The organism is Onishia niordana, from assembly GCF_004798965.1.
Lineage (GTDB): Bacteria > Pseudomonadota > Gammaproteobacteria > Pseudomonadales > Halomonadaceae > Onishia > Onishia niordana.
Genome location: NZ_SDSD01000001.1, coordinates 768348 through 782803, shown reverse-complemented (window position 1 = coordinate 782803; position 14456 = coordinate 768348). Strand labels below are relative to the sequence as shown.

Here is a 14456-nt window from a genome sequence, read left to right as displayed (position 1 = left end):
ATGGCGGGAGGCGTGCATGCGACAGGAGTTATTCGTTCGATCAGTGGTCGGGTAGTACAAGATCGTTGAGCCGCATTAATAAGGTAGCGTCCTAGCGCCTCGAGCCGGCAGCCTCAGCCAGACAGCTGTGGTTGCTGCTCGGGGCGCGTTACGTTTTCGGGCGGTGACGCGAGCATGCACCTGCAGCACGCAAAGGTCTGCTCCGGGTTTTGCGTTCTAGGTCGAGCTGCCGGACACTGAATGCTACGCCATCGATAGTGAAGAGTGCCGGACCCATGAGTCAGCCCCACGAAGGAGAGCCGCTGTCGGTCGGCTTCGTCCTGTTACGTCGATTCACTATTCTGCCCTTTGCAGCCTTCGTCGATTGCCTGCGCCTTGCCGCGGACGAGGGCGACCGTAGCCGTCAGCTGCGTTGCCACTGGGTGTTCATGACCAGCGCCGGGCAAGACGCCATCTCCAGCTGTGGGGCTGCGGTTACGCCCTGTACAGCCTTCCGTGCCCCTTCAGATTTTGACTACATTGTGGTCATCGGCGGGGTTCAGGACGAGCATGATTATGTCGACGAGACCGCGATCACCTACTTACGCCGCGTGGCCGACGCGGGTGTGCCGCTGGTGGGGGTCTGCACCGGTGTCTTCGCACTGATTCAGGCCGGGCTGATGGATGGCCGTCGCTGCTGCGTCAGTTGGTATCACCATGGCGACCTTGCACGGCGTTTTCCTGCGATAGAGCCGGTGGCAGACCGCCTGTTCATCGATGATGGTGACCTGCTCACGTGTGCGGGAGGGGTTGCCTCCGCCGATTTGGCCGCACACCTGGTTGAGCGCCATCTGGGCAAGGCCTGGGCCATGAAGAGCCTGCATATCATGCTCATCGACGAGGCTCGTCGCGGTGAGCATCCCCAACCACAGCCGGTGGTCTTCGATAAGGTAGAGGATCGGCTGGTACGCCGTGCCATCGCCATCCTCGAGCAGCACCTGGGCGAGCCTCTCAGTGTGGATGCCCTGGCTGAGCGGCTCGGTACCTCGCGACGCAATCTGGAACGGCGCTTTCGCGAGGCGTTGGGGGTGGGGCCCCGCAAGTTCGCTCGGGATCTGCGCCTGCGCTATGGCCTGTGGTTGCTACACTATACGGCGAAGAGTATTACCGAAATTGGCGACCGCTGTGGGTTTGCCGACACTGCCCATTTCTCTCGGCATTTCCGTGATGCCTTCGGCGCTACACCGTCGGCCATACGCAAGTTGGCGGGGGAGGGCAATGGCGATACGGTCGATCCCTTCTTCCTGCATATCGCGGCTCGGCCGACTCATGACTAGAGTTGGATGGGCTGAGTGCCAGGGCGGGTGCTTGAGCGCCGGCTTTGGCCGATGATCAGCAAAAGATACAAAACAGGCGTAAAAATTTAATCGTTTATAAACAGTCGTTTATCATGTTGTGTCGCGAACATTACGTGAAAGATGTCGCAAACGTTCAATCTTTTGGCATGCGGATTGGCTTTCAATGACATCCAGAGTGAGAACGCGGCGTCCAGGGCGTGACGGTCACCCAAAAGGCTGTCTGTCGCGACGATGTTGGCGTCGTTTCCAGAATGTCGCGCGTTCTCCTTTTTTATAACGTTGTGGAGCTAATCCCCAGGGTGACGAGATGAACGCGAATAACCTTACAACGACTGATCCCCAGATCGCCGCCGCCATCGCCGATGAAGTGCTGCGCCAGGAAGCGCATATTGAGTTGATCGCTTCGGAGAACTACGCGAGCCAGCAGGTCATGGAAGCCCAAGGAAGCCAGCTGACCAACAAGTACGCCGAAGGCTATCCTGGCAAGCGCTACTATGGGGGCTGCGAGCACGTCGACGTGGTCGAGCGCTTGGCCATTGAGCGCGCCTGCGCACTGTTCAGCGCCAACTATGCCAACGTCCAGCCCCATTCCGGGGCCCAGGCCAATGCCGCCGCCTTCATGGCGCTGGTGTCGCCGGGTGACACCGTGCTGGGCATGAGCCTGGCTCACGGTGGCCACCTGACCCACGGGGCTGCCCCGAACTTCTCCGGCAAGAACTACAATGCGGTCCAGTATGGGCTGAATCCGGCCACTGGCGAGATCGACTACGACGAAGTCGAGCGTCTCGCCCATGAGCATCAGCCCAAACTGATTATCGCGGGTTTCTCGGCTTACTCTCGGGTCGTCAACTGGCGTCGCTTCCGCGACATCGCCGACGCCGTGGGCGCCTGGCTATTGGTCGATATGGCCCATGTCGCTGGCCTGGTGGCCGCTGGACACTACCCGAGCCCGCTGCCCCATGCTCACGTGGTGACGACCACTACCCACAAGACGCTGCGCGGTCCGCGTGGTGGTCTTATCCTTTCCGCCAGTGGTGATGAGTCGCTCTACAAGAAGCTCAACGGTGCGGTTTTCCCGGGGCAGCAGGGCGGCCCGCTGATGCACGTCATCGCCGCCAAGGCGGTCGCCTTCCGTGAAGCCATGAGCCAAGATTTCGTGCGCTACCAGGCCCAGGTCATCGACAACGCCCGGGCCATGGCTAACGTCTTCCTCGAGCGAGGCTTCGACGTGGTCTCCGGAGGCACCGACGATCACCTGTTCCTGGTCTCGCTGATCAAGCAGGGTGTAACGGGCAAGGACGCGGATGCCGCTCTGGGCCGCGCCTTCATTACGGTTAACAAGAATGCCGTGCCCAATGACCCCCAGAGCCCTTTCGTGACCTCGGGCCTGCGCATTGGTACCCCGGCGGTGACAACCCGAGGATTCGACCAGGCTGACTGCAAAGCCCTGGCTGGTTGGATCTGTGATCTGCTCGACGCTCTGGCCGAAGGTGGCAATACTACGGAGGCCGAGTCCGACGTTCGGGCCAAGGTCGCCGAGCTGTGCGCCCGCCATCCGGTCTACGGCAACGTCGCCGAGGCTGCCGAGACGTCCTACGCGTGAGCCCGATCCCCGCCGGTAGGCCGGTGGGGTCCTTTGAGGAGAAAATTCCATGCAACGATATTCAGGCTTCGGGCTGGTCAAGCACGCGCTGAGCCACCACGAGAACTGGCAGCGGCAGTGGCGTAATCCCACGCCCAAGAAAGAGTACGACGTGATCATCGTCGGCGGCGGCGGCCATGGCCTGGCCACTGCTTACTACTTGGCCAAGGAACATGGCATCACCAACGTCGCGGTGATCGAGAAAGGTTGGCTGGGGGGTGGTAACACGGCCCGTAACACCACCATCGTGCGTTCCAACTACCTGTGGGACGAGTCGGCGGCGCTCTACGAGCACGCCATGAAACTGTGGGAGGGGCTCTCCCAGGACATCAACTATAATGTGATGTTCTCTCAGCGCGGCGTGCTGAACGTGGGACATACGCTTCAGGACATGCGCGATATTCAGCGCCGGGTCAACGCCAACCGCCTCAATGGCATCGACGGCGAAGTGCTCGACGCCAAGGGCGTGCAGGACCTGGTGCCGATCATGGATTGCTCCAAGAATGCCCGCTATCCGGTGATGGGTGCCTCCTGGCAGCCACGCGCCGGTGTAGCCCGCCATGATGCCGTGGCCTGGGGTTATGCGCGCGCCGCAGACGCGTTGGGCGTGGATCTGCTGCAGAACACCGAGGTCACCGGCTTTAAGATCCGTGATGGCCAGATCCATGGCGTCCACACCAATCGCGGCGACATCGGTTCCAAGACCGTAGGCTGCGTTACCGCCGGTAACTCCGGGGTGATGGCGAAGATGGCCGGCATTAAGATGCCGCTGGAGTCTCACCCGCTGCAGGCGCTGGTCTCCGAGCCCATCAAGCCGATTCTCGACACTGTGGTGATGTCAAATCACGTGCACGGCTATATCAGCCAGTCCGACAAGGGTGACCTGGTCATCGGCGCCGGTATCGATGGCTACAACGGCTATGGCCAGCGCGGCAGCTACCCGACCGTCGAGCACACCCTGCAGGCGATCGTCGAGATGTTCCCGATCTTCTCGCGGGTGCGCATGAACCGCCAGTGGGGCGGTATCGTCGACACCTGCCCGGACGCTTGCCCGATCATTTCCAAGACCAAGGTCAAGGGTCTGTACTTCAACTGCGGCTGGGGCACCGGGGGCTTCAAGGCCACTCCGGGTTCGGGGAACGTGTTCGCGGCGAGTCTTGCCAAGGGCGAGATGCACCCGATCGCCGCACCTTTCTCCATCGACCGTTTCAACACTGGCGCGTTGATCGACGAGCACGGCGCCGCCGGCGTCGCCCACTGATCCACCGCAGAGGAGACCTGCCATGTTTTATATACTTTGTCCCTACTGCGGTGAACACCGCGAGGAAGAGGAATTCCATCCGAAGGGCCAGGCACACATCGCCCGCCCTGCGGATCCGGAAAATACCAGTGACGATGAATGGGGCGATTACCTGTTCTTCCGTGACAACCCACGCGGTGTTCACCACGAGTTGTGGGTGCATGCGGTGGGATGCCGCAAGTTCTTCAACATTACGCGTCACACCGTTAGTTACGAGATCCTTGAGGTCTACAAGATGGGTGAGCAGCCGTCGATCACGGCAGAGAGCCTGGCAAGCGCCGAGAAGTCGCAGGGCGTGCAGGTGGGCGATGGCGGTCAGCAGACGGTAGGCGCGAGCGATAGCGCGGCGAAAGACTCCAGGGGGACCAAGGTATGACAAGCAACGCACAACAGCCCAACCGCTTGTCGCAAGGCGGGCGAATCGACCGTTCCCGCAAGCTGAGCTTTACCTTCAACGGCACGCGCTATCAGGGCCATCCGGGCGATACGCTTGCCTCGGCGCTGCTTGCCAACGGTGTCGATATCGTCAACCGTAGCTTCAAGTACTCGCGTCCCCGCGGCATCGTTGCTGCCGGCGCCGCGGAGCCCAATGGCATCGTCCAGCTGGGCAGCACCGAAGCGGGTCAGGTACCCAACGTGCGTGCCACTCAGCAGGCGCTCTACGAAGGCCTGACGGCGCGTAGCACCAACGGTTGGCCCAACGTTCAGCGCGACCTGATGGGCCTGATCGGCAAGCTGGGCGGCCAGTTCATGCCGCCGGGCTTCTACTACAAGACCTTCATGGCGCCAGCCTCCATGTGGCTGACCTATGAGAAGTACATCCGCAAAGCCGCGGGTCTGGGGCGCAGTCCCAACGAAAACGACCCAGACATCTACGATCACCGTCACCAGCACTGTGACGTGCTGGTGGTGGGGGCGGGCCCGGCGGGCCTGTCGGCGGCGCTGGCAGCCGGTCGCGCTGGCGCGCGGGTGATGCTGGTCGACGAGCAGGAAGAAATGGGCGGATCGCTGCTTTCGTCTCGCGAAAACATCGACGATGCGCCGGCAACGTCCTGGGTCGAGAAGACGCTCGAGGAGCTGTCCGAGCTCGAGCACGTGACCCTGCTGCCGCGCACCACTGCTAACGGTTATCACGATCATAACTTCGTGACATTGCATGAGCGCTGCACCGAGCATCTGAGTGACCTGGCGCCGAGCGCCAACGGCCGCCGTCAGGTGCGTGCTCGCCTGCACCGGGTTCGTGCTGGCCAGGTGGTACTGGCAAGCGGTGCTCACGAGCGTCCGCTGGTCTATGGCGGCAACGATGTGCCGGGCAACATGGTGGCCAGTGCCATCTCGACCTATGTCCGTCGTTATGGCGTGGCGCCGGGCAAGCGCCTGGTACTCTCCACCAGTAACGATCATGGCTACCGGGCGGCGCTGGACTGGCTCGAGGCCGGCCGCGAAGTGGCCGCCATCGCCGATGCCCGCCAGAACCCGGATGGTGAGCTGGTCGAGCAGGCGCGTTCCAAGGGTATTCGTATCATTGCGGGTAGCGCCGTGATCGAAGCGCGTGGCGAAAAGCGTGTCTCCGCTGCCAAGGTGGCGAAGATCGACATCGCTGGCTTCAAGGTTGCAGGTCCGGTTGAAGAGCTTGCGTGTGACACCATCGCCAGTTCCGGCGGCTTCAGCCCGGTCGTGCACCTGGCGTCGCACACTGGCAGCCGTCCGACCTGGAACGACGATATCCTGGGCTTCGTACCTTCCCCGGTAAAAGGCATGACGCCCGCCGGCGGCGCGCATGGTGTCTATGCCCTCGACAAGGTGCTCGAAGACGGTGTAGCCGCCGGTAGCGCCGCTGGCGAGGCGTGTGGGTTCTCAGCTGCCAGCGTCAGCCAGCCTAACGTCAAGAATCTGCGCGAAGGCGCTGCCGTGGCGCTCTATCAGGTGCCGCACCTGAAGGCGACCCTGCGCGGGCCCAAGCAATTCGTCGACATGCAGAACGATGTCTCCTCGGCGGCGATCGAAGTCGCTACCCGCGAGGGCTTCGAGTCCATCGAGCATGTCAAGCGCTATACTGCACTTGGCTTCGGGACCGATCAGGGCAAGCTTGGCAACATCAATGGCATGGCCATCGCCGCCCGCTGCCTGGGCCGCACGATTCCTGAAGTCGGCACCACGGTGTTCCGTCCCAACTACACGCCGGTGAGCTTCGGTGCGATCGTCGGTCGTCACTGTGGCGAGCTGTTCGACCCCGAGCGCTATACCGCCATGCACCAGTGGCATGTCGAGAATGGCGCCGAGTTCGAGGACGTGGGCCAGTGGAAGCGCCCCTGGTATTTCCCGCGCAAGGTCAACGGCAAGACCGAGACCATGCACGAGGCGGTCTCGCGTGAGTGCAGCGCGGTGCGCGAGAAGGTCGGCATCCTCGATGCCTCGACACTCGGCAAGATCGACATCCAGGGCCCGGATGCGCGTGAGTTCCTGGGTCGCGTCTACACCAACAAGTGGGCCAAGCTGGCCCCCGGTCGCGTCCGCTATGGCCTGATGTGCAAGGACGACGGCATGGTGTTCGATGACGGCACCACCAGTTGCTTGGCCGAAAACCACTTCTTGATGACCACCAGCACCGGCGGCGCCGCCACCGTGATGGAATGGCTCGAGATCTGGCACCAGACCGAATGGCCGGAGCTGGACGTCTACTTCAACTCCGTGACCGATCACTGGGCGACCATGACCGTCACCGGGCCCGAAGCGCGCAAGCTGATGTCCGAGCTCACCGACATCGACCTGGACAAGGACAGCTTCAAGTTCATGGACTGGCGTGAAGGCAACGTGGCCGGTGTGCCGGCGCGGGTCTTCCGTATCTCCTTCACCGGAGAGCTGGCCTACGAGATCAACGTCCAGGCCAACTATGCCATGCACGTCTGGAAGAAGCTGTTCGCCCACGGTGACAAGTATGGCCTGACGCCCTACGGCACCGAGACCATGCACGTGCTGCGTGCCGAGAAGGGCTTCATCATCGCCGGTCAGGACACCGACGGCTCGGTGACCCCGGAAGATCTGGGCATGCACTGGGCGATCGGCTACGACAAGCCGAACTCCTGGATCGGCAAGCGGGCACTCACGCGCCCTGATACCAAGCGCACCGATCGTAAGCAGATGGTGGGCCTTAAGCCTAAGGATCCGTCGGTGGTGCTGGAAGAAGGCGCCCAGATCGTGTTTGACCCCAAGCACGCGATTCCGATGCCGATGAAGGGTCACGTGACCTCCAGCTACTACAGCCCGACCCTGCAGTCAGGCTTCGCCCTGGCCGTGGTCAAGGGCGGCCACCAGATGATGGGCGATACCGTCTATCTGCCCATGGCCGACGGCCAGGTCCACGAGGCCGAAATCGTCAGCCCCATCTTCCTCGATCCCAAGGGAGAGCGTCAGAATGTCTAACGCACAACAGTTCGATACTCGCCCGCAAGGCGAGATTCCCGTCGAGTCGCCGCTTGCCTATAGCATGCAGCGCTCGGGGGCCCCGAAGGCCAAGGCCGGCACAAAGGTGACGATGCGTGAGCGCCCCTTTCTGGGTCAGCTGACCCTGCGTGGCGGTGCCATCGTTCTCGATGAGGCACTTCGCGAAGTGGTCGGCCTTGGGCTTCCAGGCGAGCCGCTGGGCCTGGTTCAAGACCAAGCCGGTGAACGCTCGATTCAGTGGATATCGCCGGACGAGTGGCTTTTGATCGTGCCGGGCGGCGAAGAGTTCGACATCGAACGTCGTCTGCGTGAAGCGCTGGGCGATGCTCATTTCGCTATCAGCAACGTCGGTGGTGGCCAGACCGTGCTGGAGCTCGAAGGTGAGGCAGCCAGTGAGGTGTTGAAGAAGTCGGTGGCCTATGATGTCCACCCGCGCCACTTCTCGGTGGGCAAGGGCGTGACCACGGTGTTCGCGAAAGCGACGGTGATCCTGCGCCGTCCCAGCGAAGAACGCTGGGAGCTGGTGGTACGTCGCAGCTTTGCTGACTATACCTATCGCTGGCTGCTGGATGCAGGCGAAGAGTTCGATATCGCCGTCGAGAACTGAGTCGACCCTTTTTCTTCACGTGCGTTTTCAGGCCGGGGCTTTTTGCCCCGGCCTGCTTCGTCAGGAGGCCCCTCAATGAGCCGTAATGCCGATACCTGGATTCTTACCGCCCAGTGCCCCAGCCGGCTGGGCACGGTGGACGTGGTTACCCGCTTCCTCAAGGAGAACCGCTGCTATATTACCGAGCAGCAGTCCTTCGATGACCGCCACACCGAACGATTCTTTATCCGCACCGAGTTTTACCCGCAGGATCCGGCGTTTGACGCCGAGTCCTTCCAGGCTGCCTTCGCCGCCCGGGCTGAAGCGTTCGAGATGGCCTTCGAACTGACCGCTCCGGGTACGCGGATGCCGGTAGTGATCATGGTTTCCAAGGCCGACCACTGTCTGAATGACCTGCTGTATCGCTATCGTATCGGCCAGTTGCCTATTGATATCCGGGCCGTGGTCTCGAACCATCCGGATCTCAAGCCCCTGGCCGACTGGCATGACCTGCCGTATTACCACTTCCCGATCACCGCCGACACCAAGGCCGAACAGGAGGCCAAGGTGTGGCAGGTGGTGCAGGACACAGGTGCCGAGTTGGTGGTGCTGGCCCGCTACATGCAGGTGCTCTCGAGCGAGATGTGCGAAAAACTCTCTGGACGAGCGATCAACATCCATCATTCTCTGCTGCCGGGCTTCAAGGGCGCCAAGCCTTACCATCAGGCCTACGAGAAGGGCGTAAAGCTGGTCGGGGCCACTGCTCACTATATTAACGACGATCTCGACGAGGGGCCGATCATCACGCAGGGGGTGGAATCGGTGAGCCATGCCGACTACTCAGAAGATCTGGTTGCCAAGGGTCGCGACGTCGAGTGCATCACATTGGCTCGGGCGGTGGTCTACCATGTGGAGCGTCGGGTCTTCCTGAACAAGCGACGTACGGTGGTGTTTACCCGCTAGTTCTTCGATGAGAGCGATCGCTAACGGGCCAAGTGGCCCGTTAGCGGTTCACGGTCGCCAAGGCCGCCTTGGTCCGAGGATGTCGCAAGGGCCCGCTGGCCATGAGTCACCAGTTGAAGGGCCGACTGGCGCCAGCGGCTGAGGTCGATGTGGGCACCGACTTGTTGCATAGCGCGGCAGGGATTTGCGTGTGTTGCGCGAGACACGCCTGTCTGGAGGCTGTAGCGGTTAGGGCTGTAGCGGACAGCACTCACCAAGGCTCAGGCCGGCGGTTAGGTTTGACGCATTTCTTTCAGCCTGCTGGCGAGCCCCGGGCTCAGCGCTTCCACGGCGGGACGCGCGAAGAAGAACCCTTGTTGCAGAACGATACCCTGATCGCGAAGCCAGAGCGCTTCCTCTTCCCGCTCGATACCTTCCGCCAACAGTTGGATATCGAGTTCTTCGGCCAGACCGATGACGGCTCTTAGCAGTGACTGACGACGACGGTCTTGATCGCAGTCTCTCACCAGGTCCCGGTCAATCTTTAGGGTATCGGGCCGCAGGTCGGTCAGAAGGTCCAGGTTGGCATAGCCGTTGCCAAAGTCATCCAGCGCGGTAGTGAAGCCCATTGCCCGGTAGCTATCGATGATATTACGCAGGTGCTGGCGATCCTTGACCAGCTCGGTTTCGGTGATCTCGAAATTGATGCGTGCGGTAGGCCAGCCGACCCGGCTGCAGGCCTCTAATGTTGCCTGAATGCAGGCCTGTGGTTCGTAGACGGCATTGGGCATGAAATTGATGGACAGGGTCTCGCGCATGTCCAAATGGCTGGCAAGTTCGATGGCCTTGACCCGGCAGGCCTGATCGAAACGATACATAAGCTCGCCCGTGACCTGGCCGATCACGCTTCCCGCGGACTCTCCCTGAAGTCCGCGAACCAGTGCTTCATAGGAGTGGATACTCCCCGCATCAAGATCAACGATGGGCTGAAAGGCCATCGTGAAGTCAAAGGGGAGTGGTCCCTCGCAGCGGTTACAGGAATGGTCATTTCTTGCACATCGCGCCATGTTGTCATCCATTTCGGCATTGATCGATTTTTACACTCTAGATACCCATGCAGTATCCGTCATGAGATCGACAAGCCTTCCCGCGAAATAGCTTATTTCTCTTGGCTACTGCCGAGTAAGTATCGGCACATCTCGGCTTATCTTTAACGTTTGTTCGGTTTTTCCGAGCCGCTCGTAGCCGTCACGTCTTATCGCTTTCTTGCCCTTGGGGGCGCTAGAAGGGCAGTTCATCTCTCCTTGGCTCCCACAAGCTAGTTGCGACTCGTCGCTACTCATCATTTCCTTTCGTCCTTTGGTCGTAAATAAAGTCAGGGCCATGCCTCTAGCGTTAACCGGAAAATATTTCCAGAACCCTGTACTGGCAATGCCTGGAGCGATGGTAAGACCAATTTTGTGGCCGGCGAGCGTTGATGGGATGCTTTGGGAGGGCATGGCGTGTCTGGTGTTTTTCGCTAGCTTATAAACGTGAATGAACGACGGCGGGGTCAGTGCTTATGTGATGAGCCTGCCGGTCGGCGCTCTCGTCTGCGGACGGGATCACGGTAACCAGAACAACAATAGCCTCATCTCGCCCGCTCGAGGTGAGTGGCCATCCTAGGAGTTAATGCCATGCAAGATGATAAGCATCCTTCCCGACTGATCAGCGACGTCGCTTCATCGACAGAAACCCTCTCCAAGGCACCGGCTAGCCGCCGTAGCTTCCTGAAAACGGCCGCCCTCGGGTCCGCCGCAGCGGTCGCAGCCCCTTGGATCGGTAATGCTCAGGCACAGGAAGGCATTCGTATCCGCATGCAGTCCTCCTGGCCGCCTGGAACACCGGGCTATCGTATTTTCGAGAAATGGGCCCAGGGTGTCGCCGAGGCGACCAGTGGAGAAGTCAGTATTGAACCGTTTCCGGCGGGTGCTGTAGCCGGGGCCTTCGAAGTCGCCGATGCGGTGCGAAACGGCGTGCTGGATGGCCAGAACTGGTTCACCGTCTACTGGCCGGGCAAGATGCCTGCTGGCGTTTTCCTGACGGCCTATCCGATGGGGCTGTCGATGCCCCATCAGTGGGACATCATGTTCGGTGCCTATGGCGGCTTCGGCCTCGCCAAGGATCTCTACCGCAAGCAGGGCCAGGAGATGCTTGGCTATGTGCATCACGACATGAACCTGATCCACTCCAAGAAGCCGCTACGTAGCTTCGATGACTTCAAGGGGATCAAGCTACGCATGCCAGGTGGCATCGTCGCCGAGACCTTCGCCGCCGCCGGAGCCCGTACCACACTGCTACCGGGCTCCGAGGTATATCCGGCGCTTGAGAAGGGCACCATTGATGCCGCCGACTATACCGGTGCGGCCAACAACTTTGAGCTTGGCTTCTGGCAGGTCGCTGATTACATCATCATGGGGCCGCCCTCTACGCCCTGCCTGCACCAGGCCGTCGACCTGATGGATATCTCGGTTAACCGCCGCGTCTACGAGCGTATGTCCAGCCAGACCCAGGATCTCATGCACGACCTGGTGGCCGCCTACTCCCGCGAGCACTATGCGGCGATTCAGAAGGCCAACGCCGAGGCTTGGCCTAAGTTCGAGGAGAAGGGTGTCGAGGTCATCCATCTCACCGAAAATGACGCCGACCGCTTCCGTGAGATCGCCGTGCCGCTGTGGTTCAAGTGGGCCAACAAGGATAAGGACGCGGCCCGTCTGTTCAAGGCGCACCTGGACACCATGATGGACCCGGCGGTGGCGCTGATTACCCCGGAAGATATCAAGGACTACGAGCTCAATCTGTAAGCCTTACCCGTCATGCCCCGCCGGGCGATGTGATCTGTGGATCGCAACGCCCGGCGCGGTGGTGTGATCGCGCCCCGCCCCTTATTCCCTAGACTTGATGTTCCGTTGCCATTGCTGGGAGCTGATGGCATCGCCAAGGAGCACGCATGAATCTTGAGATCAATTTTGTCCTGCCGCACTGGCTCTACTGGTCGGCGCTGGTGTTGCTGCCGCTGGTGGTGATGTTCTTCGTCGATCGCAGCTTTCGACGGGGTGGTGCCATCGACGGTGGCGATACCGCCGAAGTGCCGGCCGGGGAGGTGGTCGACATTGGTTATCAGCCGCCTGGCAACCTTTTCACCCGCATCGTCGATCGCATTTCCGGGTTTTCCGGCCGCTACGTCGCCTACTGGGCGTTGATTGCTCCCTTTGCCTTCGCTTACGAAGTGCTGTTGCGCTACGCCTTCAACTCGCCGACCAACTGGGTTCATGAGTCGATGACGCTGATGTTCGGCATGCAGTATCTGGTCGCCGGGGCCTTCGCGCTCCGCGAGGGGGGGCATGTTCGCGTCGATATCCTCTATCAGCGAGCCAAACCGGCGAACAAGGCAGCCCTGGATCTGACGACCTCGGTGTTCTTCTTCATCTTCACCATCGCGCTGATGATGACCGGCTGGAAGTTCTTCTCGCAATCGATGAGTGATGCCTTCTTTTTCGGCTCGAGCTATACCAATGAGACCTCTTTCACCGAGTGGGCCATCCAGTTCTATCCGGTGAAGTTCATGCTTTTCTTTGGTGGCCTGCTGCTTCTGCTGCAGGGCTTTGGTCAGATGGTTCGGGACTTTCAGGCCTTCCGTTACCACTGGCCTGTGCATGAGGGAAGCCGGACCTTTGCACGCGTGCTGCTTATCATCGCCGTCTTTCTGGGGGCGTGGACCCTTTTCGAAATGGTCAACATCGCGGTGACTGATTACGAGAGTCTTCCGTTTAGTCTCGAGAACAGCCTCGGTTCGGTTGGCATCGGTGGCCTGACGCTGGTGATGTTCGGTGCCCTGATGGTCGTGCTGGTGGCTGGTCTACCGCTTGCCTTCGTGACCGGGGGCCTGGGGGTGGTATTTCTCTACATGGTCGGTGATCAGGCGATGCTGAACCTGATGCCGTCCCGTATCTTCCCGATGATGACCAACTACCAACTGTCGGCCATTCCGTTGTTCATCTTCATGGCGTCGGTCCTCGAGAAGGCCGGCATCATCGAGGAGCTATTCGACGTCGTATACAAGTGGATGGGAGGTCTCAAGGCAGGCTTGGCCATTGCGACCGTCATTGCGTCCACGCTGCTGGCCGCCATGGTCGGTGTGATCGGTGCCGCAGTGGTGACCATGGGGCTTATTGCTCTACCCGCGATGCTCAAGCGCAACTATGACCCACAGATCGCCATTGGCTCGATCATGGCCGGCGGTACCCTGGGCATTCTGATTCCGCCCTCCATATTGGCGATCATCTATGGCGTTATCGCCCAGCAGTCGGTCGGTGAGCTTTACCTGGGCTCGCTGATCCCCGGCCTGATACTGGCTTTTATGTACGGTTTCTACTGCTGGCTGCGTGGTACTCTGAATGTCAAGATGGCCCCACCCATGCCGGTCGAAGACCGGGTCGACATGAAGGAAAAGCTGCGTCTGCTGCGTAACATGCTGGCGCCAATCATCCTGGTGATCCTGGTGCTCGGTATCATCTTTACCGGTATTGCCACACCCGTGGAGGCGGCCGGCATCGGTACCTTCGGTGCCTTGATCGTGGCTGCCATGCACCGTCGCCTGACCTGGCCCAACCTGCATGCTGCCTGCATGACCACCCTGGTGGCCTCGGCCATGGTGATGTGGATTATCTTTGGCGCCAGTATCTTCGTGGGCTTCTATATCCTGCAGGGCGGTCAACAGTTCGTGCAGGATCTGATATCAGGTGCGGGCCTCGGGCCTTATGCCGTGCTGGCGCTGATGATGGTGCTGCTGGTGGCGCTGGGCATGTTCCTCGACTGGGTCGGCATTCTACTTTTGGCCGTGCCGATTTTCGTGCCTCTGATTCAGGGGCTGAGTTTCAATGGCGTCTTCGGCCTGCCTGGCGTGGACCCGGCGGATGTCTCGCTGTGGTTCGGCGTGATCTACCTGGTCAATATGCAGATGTCCTTTCTGAGCCCACCATTCGGCTATGCGCTGTTCTACATCAAGGGCGTCTGCCCGCCGCACATCACCATGGCTCAGATATTCAAGTCTTCCTTCCCGTTCCTGGGTATTCAGGCCGTGGGCCTATTGCTGGTCATTCTGTTCCCATCGCTTGTGACCTGGCTACCAAACTTGGCTTATGGGTAAGCCTTGCACGAGTCACT

At 60.6% G+C, this 14456-nt stretch carries 10 protein-coding genes; 9 read left to right on the top strand and 1 reads right to left on the bottom strand.

Annotated features, from left to right (window positions below):
• The first annotated feature begins 275 nt into the window (after positions 1 to 275).
• The 7 genes from ETC27_RS03360 to purU all read left to right on the top strand — a co-directional run bounded on the left by ETC27_RS03360 (position 276) and on the right by purU (position 9272).
• Complete coding sequence (locus ETC27_RS03360; RefSeq protein WP_136253539.1) at positions 276 to 1316, top strand: GlxA family transcriptional regulator; 1041 nt, start codon at positions 276 to 278, stop codon at positions 1314 to 1316.
• 328 nt (positions 1317 to 1644) lie between these two features.
• Positions 1645 to 2940 carry a serine hydroxymethyltransferase gene (gene glyA, locus ETC27_RS03355; RefSeq protein WP_136253538.1) on the top strand — a complete coding sequence of 432 codons (1296 nt, stop codon included), beginning with the start codon at positions 1645 to 1647 and terminating at the stop codon, positions 2938 to 2940.
• 49 nt (positions 2941 to 2989) lie between these two features.
• Positions 2990 to 4240 carry a sarcosine oxidase subunit beta family protein gene (locus tag ETC27_RS03350; RefSeq protein WP_136253537.1) on the top strand — a complete coding sequence of 417 codons (1251 nt, stop codon included), beginning with the start codon at positions 2990 to 2992 and terminating at the stop codon, positions 4238 to 4240.
• Between the two features lie 22 nt (positions 4241 to 4262).
• Positions 4263 to 4655, top strand: a complete 393-nt coding sequence (locus ETC27_RS03345; RefSeq protein ID WP_136253536.1) for a sarcosine oxidase subunit delta — start codon at positions 4263 to 4265, stop codon at positions 4653 to 4655.
• The gene (locus ETC27_RS03340; RefSeq protein ID WP_136253535.1) at positions 4652 to 7702 is read left to right on the top strand and encodes a sarcosine oxidase subunit alpha family protein; all 3051 of its coding nucleotides are present in this window, start codon (positions 4652 to 4654) and stop codon (positions 7700 to 7702) included. Before ETC27_RS03345 ends, ETC27_RS03340 begins: the two co-directional genes overlap by 4 nt.
• A complete protein-coding gene (locus tag ETC27_RS03335) occupies positions 7695 to 8330 on the top strand; it encodes a sarcosine oxidase subunit gamma (RefSeq protein ID WP_136253534.1) in 636 nt (211 codons plus the stop codon). Before ETC27_RS03340 ends, ETC27_RS03335 begins: the two co-directional genes overlap by 8 nt.
• A 75-nt stretch (positions 8331 to 8405) precedes the next feature.
• Positions 8406 to 9272 carry a formyltetrahydrofolate deformylase gene (purU, locus tag ETC27_RS03330; RefSeq protein WP_136253533.1) on the top strand — a complete coding sequence of 289 codons (867 nt, stop codon included), beginning with the start codon at positions 8406 to 8408 and terminating at the stop codon, positions 9270 to 9272.
• 272 nt (positions 9273 to 9544) lie between these two features.
• Here the strand turns inward: purU and ETC27_RS03325 are convergent, their stop codons facing one another.
• A complete protein-coding gene (locus ETC27_RS03325; RefSeq protein WP_136253532.1) occupies positions 9545 to 10318 on the bottom strand; it encodes an EAL domain-containing protein in 774 nt (257 codons plus the stop codon).
• Positions 10319 to 10927: 609 nt separating this feature from the next.
• Between ETC27_RS03325 and dctP the strand changes: the two genes are divergently transcribed.
• Both dctP and ETC27_RS03315 read left to right on the top strand, forming a co-directional pair.
• Complete coding sequence (gene dctP / locus ETC27_RS03320; RefSeq protein WP_136253531.1) at positions 10928 to 12094, top strand: TRAP transporter substrate-binding protein DctP; 1167 nt, start codon at positions 10928 to 10930, stop codon at positions 12092 to 12094.
• A gap of 146 nt (positions 12095 to 12240) precedes the next feature.
• Positions 12241 to 14439 carry a TRAP transporter large permease subunit gene (locus tag ETC27_RS03315; RefSeq protein WP_136253530.1) on the top strand — a complete coding sequence of 733 codons (2199 nt, stop codon included), beginning with the start codon at positions 12241 to 12243 and terminating at the stop codon, positions 14437 to 14439.
• The last annotated feature ends 17 nt before the right edge of the window (positions 14440 to 14456 follow it).

Bases quoted from the DNA above. Each gene is read 5' to 3' on its own strand.
- ETC27_RS03360 (WP_136253539.1), top strand. From the start codon at position 276: ATGAGTCAGCCCCACGAAGGAGAGCCGCTGTCGGTCGGCTTCGTCCTG.
- glyA (WP_136253538.1), top strand. From the start codon at position 1,645: ATGAACGCGAATAACCTTACAACGACTGATCCCCAGATCGCCGCCGCC.
- ETC27_RS03350 (WP_136253537.1), top strand. From the start codon at position 2,990: ATGCAACGATATTCAGGCTTCGGGCTGGTCAAGCACGCGCTGAGCCAC.
- ETC27_RS03345 (WP_136253536.1), top strand. From the start codon at position 4,263: ATGTTTTATATACTTTGTCCCTACTGCGGTGAACACCGCGAGGAAGAG.
- ETC27_RS03340 (WP_136253535.1), top strand. From the start codon at position 4,652: ATGACAAGCAACGCACAACAGCCCAACCGCTTGTCGCAAGGCGGGCGA.
- ETC27_RS03335 (WP_136253534.1), top strand. From the start codon at position 7,695: ATGTCTAACGCACAACAGTTCGATACTCGCCCGCAAGGCGAGATTCCC.
- purU (WP_136253533.1), top strand. From the start codon at position 8,406: ATGAGCCGTAATGCCGATACCTGGATTCTTACCGCCCAGTGCCCCAGC.
- ETC27_RS03325 (WP_136253532.1), bottom strand. From the start codon at position 10,318: ATGGCGCGATGTGCAAGAAATGACCATTCCTGTAACCGCTGCGAGGGA.
- dctP (WP_136253531.1), top strand. From the start codon at position 10,928: ATGCAAGATGATAAGCATCCTTCCCGACTGATCAGCGACGTCGCTTCA.
- ETC27_RS03315 (WP_136253530.1), top strand. From the start codon at position 12,241: ATGAATCTTGAGATCAATTTTGTCCTGCCGCACTGGCTCTACTGGTCG.